The sequence below is a fragment of the Geobacillus sp. BMUD genome (genome assembly GCF_013096845.1).
Classification (GTDB): Bacteria; Bacillota; Bacilli; order Bacillales; family Anoxybacillaceae; genus Geobacillus; species Geobacillus vulcani.
The window spans coordinates 1-14,504 of the sequence record NZ_SDLA01000015.1; the positions used below are offsets into that span (position 1 = coordinate 1).

The following is a 14,504-nucleotide window of genomic DNA, read 5'->3' on the forward strand; positions in this document are numbered from 1 at the left end:
AATAATGTGCAAATGTTCGGAAATAATCTGCAAAACCTGGAATAATTCGCAAAGATTTTGCACATTATTTCCGAATCCGTCCGAAATAATTTGAAAAAGGGATTCTGAAATAATGTGCTAATTTACAGTTTGAGGATTATCGGGTCTATGTTGGTTATTTAGGTTCTACTCAATATTATGAATGGAACTATAACTTAACCGATAGCTATCCGGCTACCTATTTGCGTGATGCATGTTATGGATGGTATATTGATGTAACAACTAACAATTCCGAGGACTATTGGCATGTTGACCATGATTTTGAAAGATTAACGTACATGTGCTTATAAGGGGGGTTATCATGAAGAAGAAAAATCTCATAATTGGCGGTATTGTAGGAGCAGCACTTGCTGTTGTTATTTCCGGTTTTGTTTCACAAGAAAAAGCAACATCAGCAAATTCCTATCAAAACACGAAAGTGACAGAAGATACAAAAATAAAGGTCGAACGTTTTAATGGAATTGCCCAAGACAAACTGCCGTTTAAAGCCAAAAAACCGACTGTGCTTCCGGAAGATGTGAAAGAACTTGAACCTAAAACAGAGGTAGTTACTCAAGGAGCCAAAAAACTAACGGTTGTCAAACAGGCGTGGGTGGATAAAGACGCTGATAAGAAGTTAAAGTATCAACGAAAAGAATTGTTGATCATTCAATCCGATGATGATGGAACAGTTAAGCCGATGAATGTTCTCTCAAAAGGAGAAAAAATTCAAGTAGCTGGCGTAGATGCATGGTTGATTAAGCGTGGCGAACATGATCCTATTCAATTGATATTTTGGAAAGATGGTCGTTACTTTAATGTCCGAGGTATGAACATTAAAGCCGACAAATTAATCAAGATTGCAGAATCCCTGCAATAATCAAAATCTCGGCTATCTGCCGGGGTTTTTTATCTTTTTAACATAGTTCCGAAAGAAGTCTCCCGCTTCAAGCGCATGAAGCCCTTCAACGAATGTTTGAAGAACGTTACAATTAACCAAATAATGTAAATCAATGAGATAAGGGGATTTTCCCTTTCCACACAGGAGACTGAATATTCAGTCTCCTGTGTGGAGGAAACAGCCCCCTCTATTCCAAATCCATTTCAGAGATACCCTATCTATTTTACATTACACAAAATTCTTGACGTTACCAGGAACTCCGAAAACATCAAAATGAATTAGCTATGAAAACTGGATTGAGAAACACGAAAAATTTAGTGTTTATCAATTCAAAAATGGAAATTGTGACAAATAACGCGGTCAATAAAACGTTGCGAGCATTATGCAAAAAAATCGGGATTAAAACGATCACTTGTCACGGGCTCCGGCATACTCACGCATCCATGCTCTTGTATAAAGGAGTGAATATCAAATACGTTTCACGAAGACTGGGCCATAAAGATATTGTAACCACTTTACAAACGTACTCGCACATTTTAGATGAGATGGAACAAAAAGAGTCCCGTCAAGTTGATCTCGCGATGGAGGAGCTGTATCATGCCAAATAGCCGTGCAAAATTCGTGCAAAATTTTTTCGGATTCTATCGTTTTTTTCGGGATTCCCAAAAATAAAAAACGACCGCAAACGCGGCCGCACTCAAAAATGATAGATCCTATACGCGTAGCGCCCTCGGCAGGATTCGAACCCACGCTAAGAGAACCGGAATCTCTCGTGCTATCCACTACACTACGAGGGCATATCATTTTATGATTTCTCTGTTTCGTTCCGTCGCATGTTCTATTATAGCAGGATCGCACAAAAATGCAAGAGGAAAAATGCAATAAAAAACAGGAAAAATGGAATCTTTGTTCCTTCCCCATCAATGACACAGCCGCGGGCAACGGGTTAAAAAAATGAAAAAGCGGTTATGATGAAAAGAGGGATGTTCGCCCCCAGCCGCGAATATGTTATAAAGAATGGAGAAGGCGTTTTGTTTGACCTTCATTGACCATTCGTGTATGATGAAGACGTACATATTGATCCATTAAGATGGAAAAGGAGGCGTTTTTTGATGTATTTGATTCCGACTGTCATCGAACAGACGAACCGCGGGGAGCGGGCGTACGACATTTATTCACGCTTATTGAAAGACCGAATTGTGTTCCTTGGCAGCCCGATCGACGATCAAGTGGCCAACTCGATCGTCTCGCAGCTGTTGTTTTTGGCGGCGGAAGACCCGGACAAAGATATTTCTTTGTACATTAACAGCCCGGGCGGCTCGATCACAGCCGGCTTGGCGATTTACGACACGATGCAGTTCATCAAGCCGGACGTCTCGACGATTTGCATCGGCATGGCCGCTTCCATGGGGGCGTTTTTGCTGGCCGCTGGTGCGAAAGGGAAACGATTCGCCTTGCCGAACAGTGAAATCATGATCCACCAACCGCTCGGCGGCGCCCAAGGGCAAGCGACAGAAATCGAAATCGCGGCGAAGCGCATTTTGTTCCTGCGCGACAAATTGAACCGCATTCTATCGGAAAACACCGGCCAGCCGATCGAAGTGATCGAGCGCGATACGGACCGCGACAACTTTATGACCGCGCAAAAAGCGCAAGAATACGGCATCATTGACCGCGTGCTGACGCGCGCTGATGAAAAATAAGCCAAAGCAAACGTCGGCAGAACCGCGATAGAGCCGCGCCTGCCTCGACATGGACGAAAAACAAAACAGCAGAAAAGGCTGCTTCCGACCAAAACGGAGCAGCCTTTTCCGTTTCCTTAAAGCCCTCATGCCGCCTTACTTGTCCCTTTGCACATAGGCGGCGAGCTTTTCGATCGCTTCTTGCTCATCCGGCCCGTCGGCCACGAGCGTGACCACCGCTCCATGGCCGATGGCAAGGCTCATCAAGCCCATAATGCTTTTTGCGTTGACACGTTTCCCGTCTTTTTCCAAAAAAATATCAGCGGAAAAACGGTTCGCTTCTTGGACAAACAACGCCGCCGGGCGCGCCTGCAACCCGGTTTTTAATTTCACTTCCACTTGTTTTTCAACCATTCTCCATCTCCCCTTTACAGCGATTTATGGAAATCGACCGGCTTTCCGGCCCGCAGCCGCTCCGCGATCTCATCAATTTTGCGCAGCCGGTGGTTGATGCCGGATTTGCTGATTTTCCCGCCGGCGACCATCTCGCCGAGCTCTTTCAGCGTCACGTCTTGATGCTCAATGCGAAGCTTCGCGATTTCCCGCAGCTTGGCCGGCAGCGAATCAAGGCCGATCGTCTCATCGATGTAGCGGATGTTTTCGACCTGCCGGAGCGCGGCACCGATCGTTTTGTTCAAATTGGCGGTCTCGCAATTGACAAGCCGGTTGACCGAGTTGCGCATGTCGCGGACGATGCGGATGTCCTCAAAGCGGAGCAGCGCCTGATGGGCGCCGATGATGTTCAAAAACTCGGCGATTTTTTCGGCCTCTTTTAAATACGTAATAAACCCCTTTTTCCGTTCCAACGTTTTCGCATTTAAAAGAAAGTGGCTGTTCATCAATTCGCATAACGCCCGGTTATGCTCCTCATACAGCGAAAAAATCTCCAAATGGTAGGACGACGTCTCCGGATTGTTGACCGAACCGCCAGCCAAAAACGCCCCGCGCAAATACGAGCGCTTGCAGCATTTTTTCTTGACGAGTTCCGGAGAAATATCATGGATGAGCGAAAAATCGCCGTTCACAATGTAAAGCTCGCGAAGGAGCTCAGCCGCACCATCGGTGACGCGGACGATGTAGACGTTGTTTTTTTTCAAGCGCATTTTCTTGCGGACGAACAGCTCGACGGCGGCATCATACCCTTTTTTCAGCAGCGTATAAATGCGCCGAGCGATCGCCGCATTTTCCGTCTGAACATCGACGGCCATTCGCCCGCCGGAAAACGACAGCGAACCGTTCATGCGCAAAAGCGCCGACAGCTCCGCCCGCAAGCAGCAAGACTTCACTTCCAAATGGGTCAATTCTTTCTTCGTTTCCGATGCAAAAGACACGATCGCTCCACCTCCATTCGTTCCCCGCATCCGGCCGGTGGAGGTGCCTGACATTCGGCGCGGCCATCGGAAGCGCCGCCTCCCCATGATGGCGCTTGGCGTTCCACTCAGCCCCTTCCCTCAAGAGCAGGAGAGAAGCCCGAGAAGAAGGGCGGCGACTTTCGCCGTATTATGGCGAATCACCCCATCTTCATACGTGACAATATCATCGCGGATGACTTGCAACGAAAGCCCGCTGCTGTCGTCACGCACCGGCTCGGCCCGCTCGGCCTCATAGCGGCGTCGGATCGCCTCCGGGATCACCCCGCTGTTGATGATCACCGCGTCCAAAAACGGGCCGCCAAGATGAGCATGAAGCGCCTCCACATGGTCGCTCACCGTATAGTGCGGCGTCTCGCCGGCCTGAGTCATAATGTTGCATATATATACTTTTTTCGCCTTTGCCTTGCACACTTCCTGCCCGATTTTCGGCACGAGCAAATTCGGCAAAATGCTCGTGTATAAGCTCCCCGGGCCGATGACAATCAAATCGGCGCGGCGGATGGCATCAACCGTCTCCGGCAGCGGCTCAATATCCTCTGGGGTTAAAAACACCCTCTTAATTTTTTTCCCCGCCCTCGGGATTTTTGACTCGCCAGAGATGATGGAACCGTCTTCCATCTCCGCGTGCAAGACGACGCTTTTGTTCGCCGCCGGCAACACTTGGCCGCGCACGTTCAACACTTTGCTCATCTCGCGGATCGCCTTGACAAAATCGCCGGTAATCGACGTAAGCGCCGCCAAAATCAAATTGCCGAGCGAATGGCCGGATAAGCCGTTGCCGTTTTGAAAACGGTGCTGGAACAGCTCGACAATGAGCGGTTCGACGTCAGACAGCGCGGCCAACACGTTGCGGACATCTCCAGGCGGTGGGATGTGCAGCTCATCGCGCAGCCGCCCGGAACTTCCGCCGTCATCGGCGACGGTGACAATGGCGGTCAAATCCAATTCATGCTGCTTCAGCCCCCTCAGCAGCACGGGAAGCCCGGTGCCGCCGCCGATGACGACCAGTTTCGCTGCTTGTTCGTTCCTCATCGGTGTATGTCCTTTCCCCTCTCCATGTCCCGGTGCGAGACAGCGGTTTTATAGTCGGTCGAAAAATGGCGGGCGATGTATTCGGCGAGCGTCACTGAGCGGTGCTGGCCGCCCGTGCAGCCGATGGCGATCACCAGTTGGCTTTTTCCTTCGCGCTGGTAATACGGCAGCATAAACGACAACAAGTCGATCAGCTTTTCCAAAAACTTTTGCGTTTCCCCCCACTTGAGCACGTAGGATGATACCTCATCGTCCAACCCGGTTTTTGGCCGCATATGTTCAATGTAATGCGGGTTCGGCAAAAAGCGGACGTCAAACACCAAATCCGCATCAATCGGAATGCCGTACTTAAACCCAAACGACATGACGTTGATGGTGAACCCGGATTGAGCGTGCGAGGAAAACTGGCGGATGATTTTCTCCCGCAGCTCGCGCGGCTTGAGCCCCGTCGTATCGTAAATGATTTGCGCCCGTCCTTTGATTTCTTCCAGCAGCTTCCGCTCAAGGCGGATCCCCTCAAGCGGGGGCTCGTTCGGCGCGAGTGGATGCGTCCGCCGCGTTTCTTTGTAGCGGGCGACCAGCGTCGAATCTTGGGCGTCCAAAAACAACACTTGCGGGATGACCCACGCTTGCTCGGCCAACTCATCAAGCGCAGCGAACAAATGGTCGAAAAAGTCGCGGCTGCGCAAATCGATGACGATAGCAACCTTATTCATTTTATTTCCGGACTCTTTCACGAGCTCCAAAAATTTCGGCAGCAGCGTCGGCGGCAAGTTGTCAATACAAAAAAAGCCGAGGTCTTCAAAGCTTTGGATCGCCACCGTTTTGCCTGCACCGGACATGCCGGTGATGATGACAAGCTGAATCGGTGGCAGCGCTCCGTTTTGCCCCATTGTCGTCTCTCCTCTCCATCAACTCGGATCCAACCGATACGAAAGCAGTTCAAACTCCTCTGTATACACAAACACCCCGTACATGACCCCTTTGCCTTTCAAGGCGTAGTCCAAAATATGATAGTCGCCAGGGGCCATCGGCAGCGTCGAAAGCGTCTCCACTTTATGCCAGGCGAGCGTCCCTTCTTCGGAAGACAGCACATTTTCACCGATGAAGTCGTCGGCGAAAAACGTAAACATCATCCACTCCGACACCGTTTCATTCCCATTTTTCATCACGATCGTAAAGACGCCTTTCAGCTCCGGATTCTTCAAATAGATGCCTGTCTCTTCTCGGTATTCGCGAATGCACGCTTCACGCACCGTCTCGCCGGGCTCCATTTTGCCGCCCGGAGCGACCCACCAGCCGCGCTTCGGCTTTTGCAAAAGCAGCACTTGGCCGTCTTTATATAATACGCAGTTTGTCACCCGTTGCAATTTGTTCACCCCAACCATTCGGCAAACACACATAATCAGTTTCATTTTACCATAAATAGTTAGGCTGCTCCACCTTCAAACCGCTGGAAACCGTCCGCTTTCCCGCCTGCAAAAACCACGGGCCCCACACTTCGTTTCCCAACCGAAAGACGCCATTCCCCAGCTGTTTGCAGAGCACGGCGGAAGGCAGGCGCAAAACAAAAAAGAGACACGGACAAACGCCCGCGCCAAATGAAAGGATCTATATAAAAGGGGGTCAATTACTTACTTATAGCATACGACACTTCTATTGCATTCGTGTTACATCTGGATTAAATCACCATTACGGTTTTGTTGCGATTTCGTTACCGGTTCAGCGAACCCCTTGCTTATGAAGCTTTTCTTTCAGTTCCTCGACGTAGTGCTGGGCGCTTTGGGCGGCGATGCTGCCGTCGCCGGTCGCGGTGACGATTTGCCGGAGCGTTTTTTCCCGTACATCTCCCGCGGCGAAAATGCCCGGCACTTTCGTCTCCATCTTCTCGTTCGTCACAATATAGCCGTTTTCATTCGTGATGCCAAGGCTCACAAACGGCTTCGAGAGCGGCGCCATCCCGATGTAAATGAACACACCGTCGCATGGAAATTCACGCTCTTCACCCGTTTGCGTATGCACAAGCGTCACACTGCCGACTTTCCCGTCCTTTTCGTTGATTTGTTTCACTGTATGGTTCCAGATGAAATCAATTTTCTCATTGGCGAACGCCCGGTCTTGCAAAATTTTTTGCGCCCGCAGCTTGTCGCGGCGGTGGACAATCGTCACTTTATTGGCAAACCGCGTCAAATAGACGCCCTCTTCCACCGCCGAGTCGCCCCCGCCGACGACGACCAAGTCTTTTCCTTTGAAAAACGCCCCGTCGCACACCGCACAGTACGAAACGCCGCGGCCGCCGAGCTCCGCCTCGCCCGGAACGCCGAGCTTTTTATATTCGGCTCCCGTGGCGATGATGACGGCGCGCGCCTTGTATTCTTTGTCGCCGACGATGACCGTTTTGTACGCCTCGCCGTCGATGATTTCTTTCACGTCGCCGTAAGCATACTCCGCTCCAAATTTTTTTGCATGTTCAAACATTTTCGTCGCCAATTCCGGGCCTAAAATCGTCTCAAACCCTGGGTAGTTCTCGACTTCCTCAGTGTTGACCATCTGCCCGCCCGGGACGCCGCGCTCGATCATCAGCGTCGACAAATTGGCTCGCGATGTATAGACAGCCGCCGTCAGCCCCGCCGGCCCGGCTCCGGCAATAATCACATCGTAAATTTTTTCGTCTGCCACACCGTCCACTCCTTCGCTCGAGAATCCTTCCATTTTCATCGTATAGAAGTCGATTCGCCCTGTCTATTGATTTGCTCATGTATAGAGCCGGCGCGCTTTTTGCACGTATTTTTGCACTGTCGCCGCCGAGACGCCGTATTTGACCGCCATTTCTTTTTGCGTCACACGCTCTCCTTGCTGTCGGCGCCACATGTATTCAATCGCTGCCGCCCATGCAGCTCCGTTCGCAAACGGTTCGCGATCAGCCGACGGATGAACGGCCATCGCAAAGGCAAAGCGACAGAGCGCTTCCTTTTCCTCATTATGTGCGGAAAGCACATCGACCATGCGGACGATGTTCGCCGCCCAGGCGGACGGGCCATCGGTTAAACCGAACAAAACGTAATCGATAAATGGACGAAGTCGCGGATCGGCCGGCAACAAGCGGCAAACGGCGAGCGACATTGTCATTTCTTTCGAACGATGTGAACGGCTGAACAAATACAACCCGTACAACCAGTCAGCCAGTTCACCACTCTCAAACAAAGCAATCATGCGAATCAACCATTCATCCGTGAGCGATGCCGCCGCCCACGGCTCCTCGCCGCGTTTTTCCGGATGAAGCGCGAGAAACTCTTCCCACATTTGCCGAGCAAGCGGTTCATGCCCGGTATAGTAGGCAGCGCAAGCGAGCCAATAATAAAACGGCCCGTCACCGTGGAACCTTTGCTTATACAGACGGTGCAGCCAACGGAACGCCAAATCGAACCGCCCGACGAGCGCAAACGTCGCCCCGAGCTTATATTGATGCTCATGAAAAAATGGATACAGGCCGGCCAATGTCTCGCACAGCGCCGCCACCTGCTCTTCGTCGCGCAAATAGTGGGCAAACACAAGCGCATTGCAAAGCGCATGCAAATTGCCGGGGTCGCGCTTGAGCACGTCACGCACTTTCTTTTTCGCTTTTTCGATATCGCCGCTGTAAAAATAGGCAAGCGCCAAGTTGTTATGCGCCGCCCAAACGTCGGGATAGCGGGCGACAATCGCCTCGAGCGCCTCAATGGCTTCCGAAAACCGCTCCTCTTCCAGCAAGCGGCGGGCGCGATCCTCGAGCGCCATGAGGTCTTCCTGCTCTTCCGTCCATTCCGAGCCATCGAGCCGAAGCAGCTCAAGCAAGTCTGCCGCATCGTCGGCAAACTCTCCGTCCGGCTCATGCGTCAAATAGCGTTCGGCGTATTGCCTTGCCTCGCGAAACAGCCCGAGGCAGGCAAAATTGTTCGCCAAAAAATACAAACAGTCGTACATCGTCTCATCCAAATCGTGAATGATTTTCAGCAGCCATTGGTTGGAAAACTGATATTCGCCAAGCTCCGACAGCACAAGCGCAAGCTGCAAGGCGAATGAAGCATCGCGCTCATCCAAGCGGACGGCGCGCTCGAAATATTTTCTCGCTTTTTCCAAATCACCATGGTCGTATGCTTTCATCCCTTTTTTGAAAAAGAAATCCCCGCTTTGGATGAACGGCACAATCGTTGCTTTTCGTGATGATCGCTTCAGCTGTTTTCCCATTCTGTCCTCCGTTGTCCGTAAAATTCGTCGAACAACAGTATACCATATCAGGAGCGAAAACAAGCAAGAAACTTTAGGAATGCGGTTTTTCTATGAAAAAGAACGCCGGCGCGATGGCAGACGTTCTTTTTTCTCTTGTTATTTTTTGTCGCCCGCTCCCGCCTTTTGCGCGTGCCGCTCGGCCAGCGTCTCCAGCACGGCGTCAAGCGGCAGCTTTTGTTCGCGCAAAAGCACCAGCAAATGGTACAACAAATCGGCCGCTTCCCATTTCAACTCCTCATGGCTTCGGTTTTTCGCCGCGATGATCACTTCGGTCGCTTCTTCGCCGACCTTTTTCAAGATTTTATCGATGCCTTTTTCAAACAAATACGTTGTATACGCTCCTTCGGGGCGTTCGGCGTCGCGCTGGGCGATGATTTGTTCAAGCTCATTCAAAATCGCAAACCGGTCGGCCGCCGGCGTGCGCCCCGCGCCGTCAAGCGCGCGGGAAAAGCAGGAATACGTCCCCGTATGGCACGCCGGACCCGCCGGCTCCACCAGCACAAGGAGCGTGTCGGCGTCGCAGTCGTAGCGGATGTCGACCACCCGCTGCACGTTCCCGGACGTCGCCCCTTTATGCCACAACGCTTGGCGCGAGCGGCTGTAAAACCACGTTTCCCCCGTCGCGAGCGTTTTTTCGAGCGACTCTTTGTTCATATAGGCGAGCATGAGCACCTCTTTGCTTTGCGCGTCTTGAACGATGGCGGGCACCAACCCGTTGTCGTCAAAGCGAATGTCGGCTGTCATCGCACGTTCACCCCTCTTTCTTTCAAGTACGCCTTCACTTGACCGACCGATGTTTCTTTGTAATGGAAAATCGACGCCGCCAGCGCCGCGTCCGCTTTTCCTTTTTCGAACGCTTCCCAAAAATGCTCGGCCTTGCCGGCGCCGCCCGAGGCGATGACCGGAACCGGGACCGCTTCGCTCACTCGCCGCGTCAACTCGAGGTCAAAGCCGTTTTTCCCGCCGTCGGCATCCATGCTCGTCAGCAAAATCTCCCCGGCGCCAAGGCGCACCGCTTCTTTCGCCCAGGCGACGACTTCCCATTCCGTGGCGTTGCGGCCGCCGTGCGTATAAACGCGCCAAGAACCGAGCGCCTGATCGTACTTCGCATCAATGGCGACGACGATGCATTGCGAGCCGAAAAAGTCCGCCCCTTCGGTGATCAAAGCAGGATGGAGCACCGCGGCCGTGTTGAGCGACACTTTGTCCGCCCCGGCGCGCAACATGCGCTTCATGTCATCAAGCGAATGAATGCCGCCGCCGACCGTAAACGGAATGGCGAGCTGAGCAGCGACGCGCTCGACGACATCGACCATCGTTTTCCGCCCTTCGTGCGAGGCGGAAATGTCCAAAAACACGAGCTCGTCCGCTCCTTGCTCATCGTACGCCTTCGCAAGCTCGACCGGGTCGCCGGCATCGCGCAGCTGGACAAACTGCACCCCTTTGACAACGCGGCCGTCTTTTACGTCCAAGCACGGGATGATGCGCTTCGTAATCACCGCTCGTTCACCGCCTTTACCGCTTCCGCGAGCGTAAATTGATTGGTGTACAGCGCCTTGCCGACGATCGCTCCGCCGATGCCTTGACCGGCGTATTCGCGAAGCGCGCGCAAATCGTCGAGCGAGCGCACGCCGCCGGAGGCAATCACTTCTTTTCCCGTCGCCTCGGCCAAACGGACCGCCACAGCGATGTTTGGCCCCGACAGTGTGCCGTCGGTGGCAATATCGGTGAAAATAAACGTCTCCGCCCCCGCCTCGGCAAGCATCCTTCCGAGCTCTTCCGCTTTCACGTTCGATGTTTGCACCCAGCCGTCCGTCGCCACAAAGCCGTCGCGGGCGTCGATGCCGATGGCGATCCGGCGGCCGTATTTTTTCAACATCTCTTTCACAAACGGCGGATCGGCAATGGCCGCGCTCCCTAAAATGACGCGGGCGACGCCGCGCTCCAAATAGTAGGCGACATCGTCCTCGGTGCGAATGCCGCCGCCGACTTGGACGTTCACTGGAAACCGGCGGACCGTCTCAATGACAAACCGGTCGTTGACGCGCCGCCCTTCTTTCGCCCCATCTAAATCGACCATATGAATCCACTCCGCCCCTTGGGCGGCAAATTGTTCGGCCATTGCGACCGGCGAATCGCCGTACACCGTTTCTTTGCTGTAATCGCCTTGCAGCAGGCGGACGCATTTGCCGCCGCGCATATCGATCGCCGGATAAATCGTAAACGATGCCATCAGCCATTCTCCTTTCCTGTGGCGATGCCGACATAGTTGCGTAAGATGTGCATGCCGACCGCGCCGCTTTTTTCCGGGTGAAACTGTGTGCCAAACACGTGGCCGCGCCCGACGACCGCCGGGACGTCGACATCGTATTCGCTGCTGGCGAGCACGACCTCTTCGTCGCCCGGGACGACGTAATACGAATGGACAAAATACACATGCCCTTCCTCGACACCATCAAGAAGCGGCGACGGACGATGAAAGCGAAGCTGATTCCAGCCCATGTGCGGCACTTTGTACGGCTCGCCGGCTTTCGTCACGCCCGGAAAGCGGACGACGCGGCCGCGAAGCAGCCCGAGCCCTTCGGTCGGCCCGTTTTCCTCGCTTTCGTCAAACAACAACTGCATCCCTAAACAAATGCCGAGCAACGGCGTGCCGTTTTCAGCCGCCGCGCGGATGAAATCGGCCAGCCCGGTTTCACGCAAAATGTGCATCGCATCGCGGAACGAGCCGACGCCAGGCAAAATGAGCCCGCCTGCCCGCGCCAGCTCCTCGTTGTCCCCGCTCACGATATACGGACAGCCAAGCCGCTCAAGCGCTTTGCTGACGCTGTATAAGTTGCCCATCCCATAATCGATGATCCCGATCATCGTCATCCCATTCCTTTCTTCGCTGATCCATGCCCATCCCCTTGTTCAATGAACAACGGTATGGCGGCATCCTTTTTACGGCGCTCCCTTCACGCGCAAACCTCTCCTTGGCATCCGGTCGCCTTTCCTGCATCCGTGGAGCTTTTCCCGCAGGAAGCGCCGCCCTCGATCCGGACGCCTTCCCTGCGCCCGCGAAGCTTTTCCCCACAGGAAGCGCCCCCTCGATCCGGACGCCTTCCCTGCGCTCGCGAAGCTTTCCCCACAGGAAGCGCCGCCCTCGATTCGGACGCCTTCCCTGCGCTCGCGAAGCTTTCCCCACAGGAAGCGCCCCCTCGATCCGGACGCCTTCCCTGCGCTCGCGAAGCTTTTCCCCGCGAGAAGCGCTCCCCTCGATCGGTTAGAGCATCCCTTTCGTCGACGGGACGCCTTTGACGCGCGGGTCGACCATCGTCGCTTCATCGAGCGCCCGCCCGAGCGCTTTAAACACCGCTTCGATCATATGGTGGGTATTGCGCCCGTAATGAACGATGACATGCAAGTTCATCCGCGCCTCCAGCGCCAGCTTCCATAAAAACTCGTGAACGAGCTCGACATCGAACGTGCCGACTTTCGCCGCCGGAAATTCGCCGCGAAATTCCAAATGCGGGCGGTTGCTCAAGTCGATCACGACTTGCGCCAGCGCATCATCCATCGGCACAAACGCGTGGCCGTACCGCTTGATTCCCTTTTTGTCGCCGAGCGCTTCTTTGATCGCCTGCCCGAGGCAAATGCCGATATCTTCGGTCGTATGGTGATCGTCAATATGCGTATCGCCTTTCGCGTCAACAAACAAGTCAAACTGGCCGTGTTTCGCAAACAAATCAAGCATATGGGTCAAAAACGGCACGCCGGTCTCGAGCTCCGTCTTCCCTTCACCGTCTAGCGAAAACGTCAGCTGAATGCTTGTCTCCTTCGTCGTTCTTGCGATCGTCGCCTCTCTCGCCATTATCGTTCCCCTCTTTCTCGTTTCAGCCGCATCTCAATGGCGCGCGCGTGCGCCTCCAGCCCCTCGAGGCGGGCAAACGCGGCGATTTTGTTGCCATGTTGTTTCAAGGCGGCTTCACTGTAAACGATCACGCTTGATTTTTTCACAAACTCATCGACGCTCAAGCCGCTTGAGAATCTGGCCGTGCCGTTGGTCGGCAGCACGTGGTTCGGCCCGGCAAAATAGTCGCCGACCGGCTCAGAGCTGAAGCGGCCGAAAAACATCGCCCCGGCATGGCGAAGTTTCCCTAACAGCGCCATCGGCTCCGCCGTCATCACTTCCAAATGCTCGGGCGCCAGCTCATTGACCGCCTCAACGGCCTCATCAAGCGTCTCGGTCACATAAATGGCCCCGTAGGTTTCCAGCGCCGCTTGGGCGATCTCGCGGCGCGGCAGCGTCTCAAGCTGCCGTTCCACCTCGCTCGCCACCGCCAAGGCAAGTTTCATTGAAGGCGTTACTAAAATGGCTGACGCCCGCACGTCATGCTCGGCCTGTGACAACAAATCCGCCGCAATCTCATCCGGGCGGGCCGTCTCATCCGCGAGCACAACAATTTCGCTCGGCCCGGCGATCATGTCGATCGCCACATGCCCGAACACTTCCCGTTTCGCCAACGCCACATAAATGTTGCCCGGTCCGAAAATTTTATCGACCGGCCGAATCGTTTCCGTTCCATACGCCAGCGCCGCGATCGCCTGCGCGCCGCCGACTTTGTAAATTTCCGCCACCCCAAGTTCATGCGCCGCCGCCAGCACCCCAGCCGGCAGCGTGCCGTCTTTATTTGGCGGCGAGGTGATGACAATCCGCTTCACTCCCGCCACTTGCGCAGGAATGACGTTCATCAGCACGGACGACGGATAGGCGGCCGTCCCGCCCGGCACATACAGCCCGACGGCGTCAAGCGGCGTCACCTTTTGCCCGAGAATCGTGCCGTCTTCGTTCGTCATCCACCATGATTGGCGCTTTTGCCGCTCATGATAGGCGCGAATGTGGGCCGCCGCTTCACGGATGATCTCCAGCATCTCCGCGCTCATGGACGCATGCGCGCGCTCCATTTCCGCTTCCGTCACCCGCAGCGAATCCAGCTTGACGCCGTCAAACCGTTCCGTATATTCTTTCAGCGCCGCATCGCCCCGGGCGCGCACCGCGGCGATGATATCGAGCACGGCTCGGCGCTGCTCCTCCGTTCCGCTTTCAATCGTCCGCCTTAGCGAGACGCCGCCTTGGATTCGTTCGATTTTCATGGCTTTTCTCCTTTCCATCCGATGGCTTTTTGG

General features: G+C 54.0%; 15 protein-coding genes, 1 tRNA gene and 1 pseudogene. 3 read left to right on the top strand and 14 right to left on the bottom strand.

Annotated features, from left to right (window positions below; all coding sequences use genetic code 11):
• Positions 1-340: 340 nt before the first annotated feature.
• Positions 341-898, top strand: a complete 558-nt coding sequence (locus tag ETC05_RS14095) for a DUF4367 domain-containing protein (RefSeq protein WP_031407149.1) — start codon at positions 341-343, stop codon at positions 896-898.
• Positions 899-1,170: 272 nt separating this feature from the next.
• Positions 1,171-1,527: pseudogene (locus ETC05_RS14100) on the top strand (tyrosine-type recombinase/integrase); the annotation flags it as partial.
• Between the two features lie 117 nt (positions 1,528-1,644).
• Here ETC05_RS14100 and ETC05_RS14105 read toward each other — a convergent pair.
• Positions 1,645-1,716 (bottom strand) — tRNA-Arg (locus ETC05_RS14105).
• Between the two features lie 315 nt (positions 1,717-2,031).
• On the opposite strand from ETC05_RS14105, the gene clpP reads away from it, so the two are divergent.
• The gene (gene clpP, locus ETC05_RS14110) at positions 2,032-2,622 is read left to right on the top strand and encodes an ATP-dependent Clp endopeptidase proteolytic subunit ClpP (RefSeq protein ID WP_031407146.1); all 591 of its coding nucleotides are present in this window, start codon (positions 2,032-2,034) and stop codon (positions 2,620-2,622) included.
• A 135-nt stretch (positions 2,623-2,757) separates the two neighbouring features.
• On the opposite strand, the gene ETC05_RS14115 is transcribed toward clpP, so the two are convergent.
• The 13 genes from ETC05_RS14115 to hisD all read right to left on the bottom strand — a co-directional run bounded on the left by ETC05_RS14115 (position 2,758) and on the right by hisD (position 14,471).
• A complete protein-coding gene (locus ETC05_RS14115; RefSeq protein WP_031407144.1) occupies positions 2,758-3,015 on the bottom strand; it encodes an HPr family phosphocarrier protein in 258 nt (85 codons plus the stop codon).
• 14 nt (positions 3,016-3,029) lie between these two features.
• Positions 3,030-3,992 carry a DNA-binding protein WhiA gene (gene whiA / locus ETC05_RS14120; RefSeq protein WP_031407142.1) on the bottom strand — a complete coding sequence of 321 codons (963 nt, stop codon included), beginning with the start codon at positions 3,990-3,992 and terminating at the stop codon, positions 3,030-3,032.
• Between the two features lie 120 nt (positions 3,993-4,112).
• Entirely contained in the window at positions 4,113-5,066 is a 954-nt protein-coding gene (locus ETC05_RS14125) for a gluconeogenesis factor YvcK family protein (RefSeq protein WP_031407139.1), read from the bottom strand.
• On the bottom strand, positions 5,063-5,959 hold the full coding sequence (gene rapZ, locus ETC05_RS14130; protein WP_031407137.1) for an RNase adapter RapZ: 897 nt from the start codon (positions 5,957-5,959) through the stop codon (positions 5,063-5,065). Before rapZ ends, ETC05_RS14125 begins: the two co-directional genes overlap by 4 nt.
• Positions 5,960-5,977: 18 nt before the next feature.
• Positions 5,978-6,454 carry an NUDIX hydrolase gene (locus tag ETC05_RS14135; protein ID WP_031407135.1) on the bottom strand — a complete coding sequence of 159 codons (477 nt, stop codon included), beginning with the start codon at positions 6,452-6,454 and terminating at the stop codon, positions 5,978-5,980.
• Positions 6,455-6,788: 334 nt separating this feature from the next.
• Positions 6,789-7,745 (bottom strand): thioredoxin-disulfide reductase, encoded by a 957-nt coding sequence (trxB, locus tag ETC05_RS14140; protein ID WP_031407133.1) that lies wholly within the window; start codon positions 7,743-7,745, stop codon positions 6,789-6,791.
• A 75-nt stretch (positions 7,746-7,820) separates the two neighbouring features.
• Positions 7,821-9,293 (bottom strand): tetratricopeptide repeat protein, encoded by a 1,473-nt coding sequence (locus tag ETC05_RS14145; protein ID WP_171661294.1) that lies wholly within the window; start codon positions 9,291-9,293, stop codon positions 7,821-7,823.
• A 138-nt stretch (positions 9,294-9,431) separates the two neighbouring features.
• Positions 9,432-10,079, bottom strand: a complete 648-nt coding sequence (gene hisIE / locus ETC05_RS14150; RefSeq protein WP_031407129.1) for a bifunctional phosphoribosyl-AMP cyclohydrolase/phosphoribosyl-ATP diphosphatase HisIE — start codon at positions 10,077-10,079, stop codon at positions 9,432-9,434.
• Positions 10,076-10,834, bottom strand: a complete 759-nt coding sequence (gene hisF, locus ETC05_RS14155; protein ID WP_031407127.1) for an imidazole glycerol phosphate synthase subunit HisF — start codon at positions 10,832-10,834, stop codon at positions 10,076-10,078. Before hisF ends, hisIE begins: the two co-directional genes overlap by 4 nt.
• On the bottom strand, positions 10,831-11,568 hold the full coding sequence (gene hisA / locus ETC05_RS14160) for a 1-(5-phosphoribosyl)-5-[(5-phosphoribosylamino)methylideneamino]imidazole-4-carboxamide isomerase (protein ID WP_171661295.1): 738 nt from the start codon (positions 11,566-11,568) through the stop codon (positions 10,831-10,833). Before hisA ends, hisF begins: the two co-directional genes overlap by 4 nt.
• Positions 11,568-12,209, bottom strand: coding sequence for an imidazole glycerol phosphate synthase subunit HisH (hisH, locus tag ETC05_RS14165; protein WP_171661296.1), 642 nt, complete (start codon positions 12,207-12,209; stop codon positions 11,568-11,570). Before hisH ends, hisA begins: the two co-directional genes overlap by 1 nt.
• 391 nt (positions 12,210-12,600) lie before the next feature.
• Positions 12,601-13,188, bottom strand: a complete 588-nt coding sequence (gene hisB, locus ETC05_RS14170; protein WP_031407121.1) for an imidazoleglycerol-phosphate dehydratase HisB — start codon at positions 13,186-13,188, stop codon at positions 12,601-12,603.
• Positions 13,188-14,471, bottom strand: a complete 1,284-nt coding sequence (hisD, locus tag ETC05_RS14175; protein WP_031407120.1) for a histidinol dehydrogenase — start codon at positions 14,469-14,471, stop codon at positions 13,188-13,190. Before hisD ends, hisB begins: the two co-directional genes overlap by 1 nt.
• Between the last annotated feature and the right edge of the window lie 33 nt (positions 14,472-14,504).

What these genes read in the sequence shown, in the direction of transcription:
- ETC05_RS14095 (WP_031407149.1), top strand. Translation starts at nt 341, where the DNA reads ATGAAGAAGAAAAATCTCATAATTGGCGGTATTGTAGGAGCAGCACTT.
- clpP (WP_031407146.1), top strand. Translation starts at nt 2,032, where the DNA reads ATGTATTTGATTCCGACTGTCATCGAACAGACGAACCGCGGGGAGCGG.
- ETC05_RS14115 (WP_031407144.1), bottom strand. Translation starts at nt 3,015, where the DNA reads ATGGTTGAAAAACAAGTGGAAGTGAAATTAAAAACCGGGTTGCAGGCG.
- ETC05_RS14125 (WP_031407139.1), bottom strand. Translation starts at nt 5,066, where the DNA reads ATGAGGAACGAACAAGCAGCGAAACTGGTCGTCATCGGCGGCGGCACC.
- rapZ (WP_031407137.1), bottom strand. Translation starts at nt 5,959, where the DNA reads ATGGGGCAAAACGGAGCGCTGCCACCGATTCAGCTTGTCATCATCACC.
- ETC05_RS14135 (WP_031407135.1), bottom strand. Translation starts at nt 6,454, where the DNA reads ATGGTTGGGGTGAACAAATTGCAACGGGTGACAAACTGCGTATTATAT.
- ETC05_RS14145 (WP_171661294.1), bottom strand. Translation starts at nt 9,293, where the DNA reads ATGGGAAAACAGCTGAAGCGATCATCACGAAAAGCAACGATTGTGCCG.
- hisIE (WP_031407129.1), bottom strand. Translation starts at nt 10,079, where the DNA reads ATGACAGCCGACATTCGCTTTGACGACAACGGGTTGGTGCCCGCCATC.
- hisA (WP_171661295.1), bottom strand. Translation starts at nt 11,568, where the DNA reads ATGGCATCGTTTACGATTTATCCGGCGATCGATATGCGCGGCGGCAAA.
- hisH (WP_171661296.1), bottom strand. Translation starts at nt 12,209, where the DNA reads ATGACGATGATCGGGATCATCGATTATGGGATGGGCAACTTATACAGC.
- hisB (WP_031407121.1), bottom strand. Translation starts at nt 13,188, where the DNA reads ATGGCGAGAGAGGCGACGATCGCAAGAACGACGAAGGAGACAAGCATT.
- hisD (WP_031407120.1), bottom strand. Translation starts at nt 14,471, where the DNA reads ATGAAAATCGAACGAATCCAAGGCGGCGTCTCGCTAAGGCGGACGATT.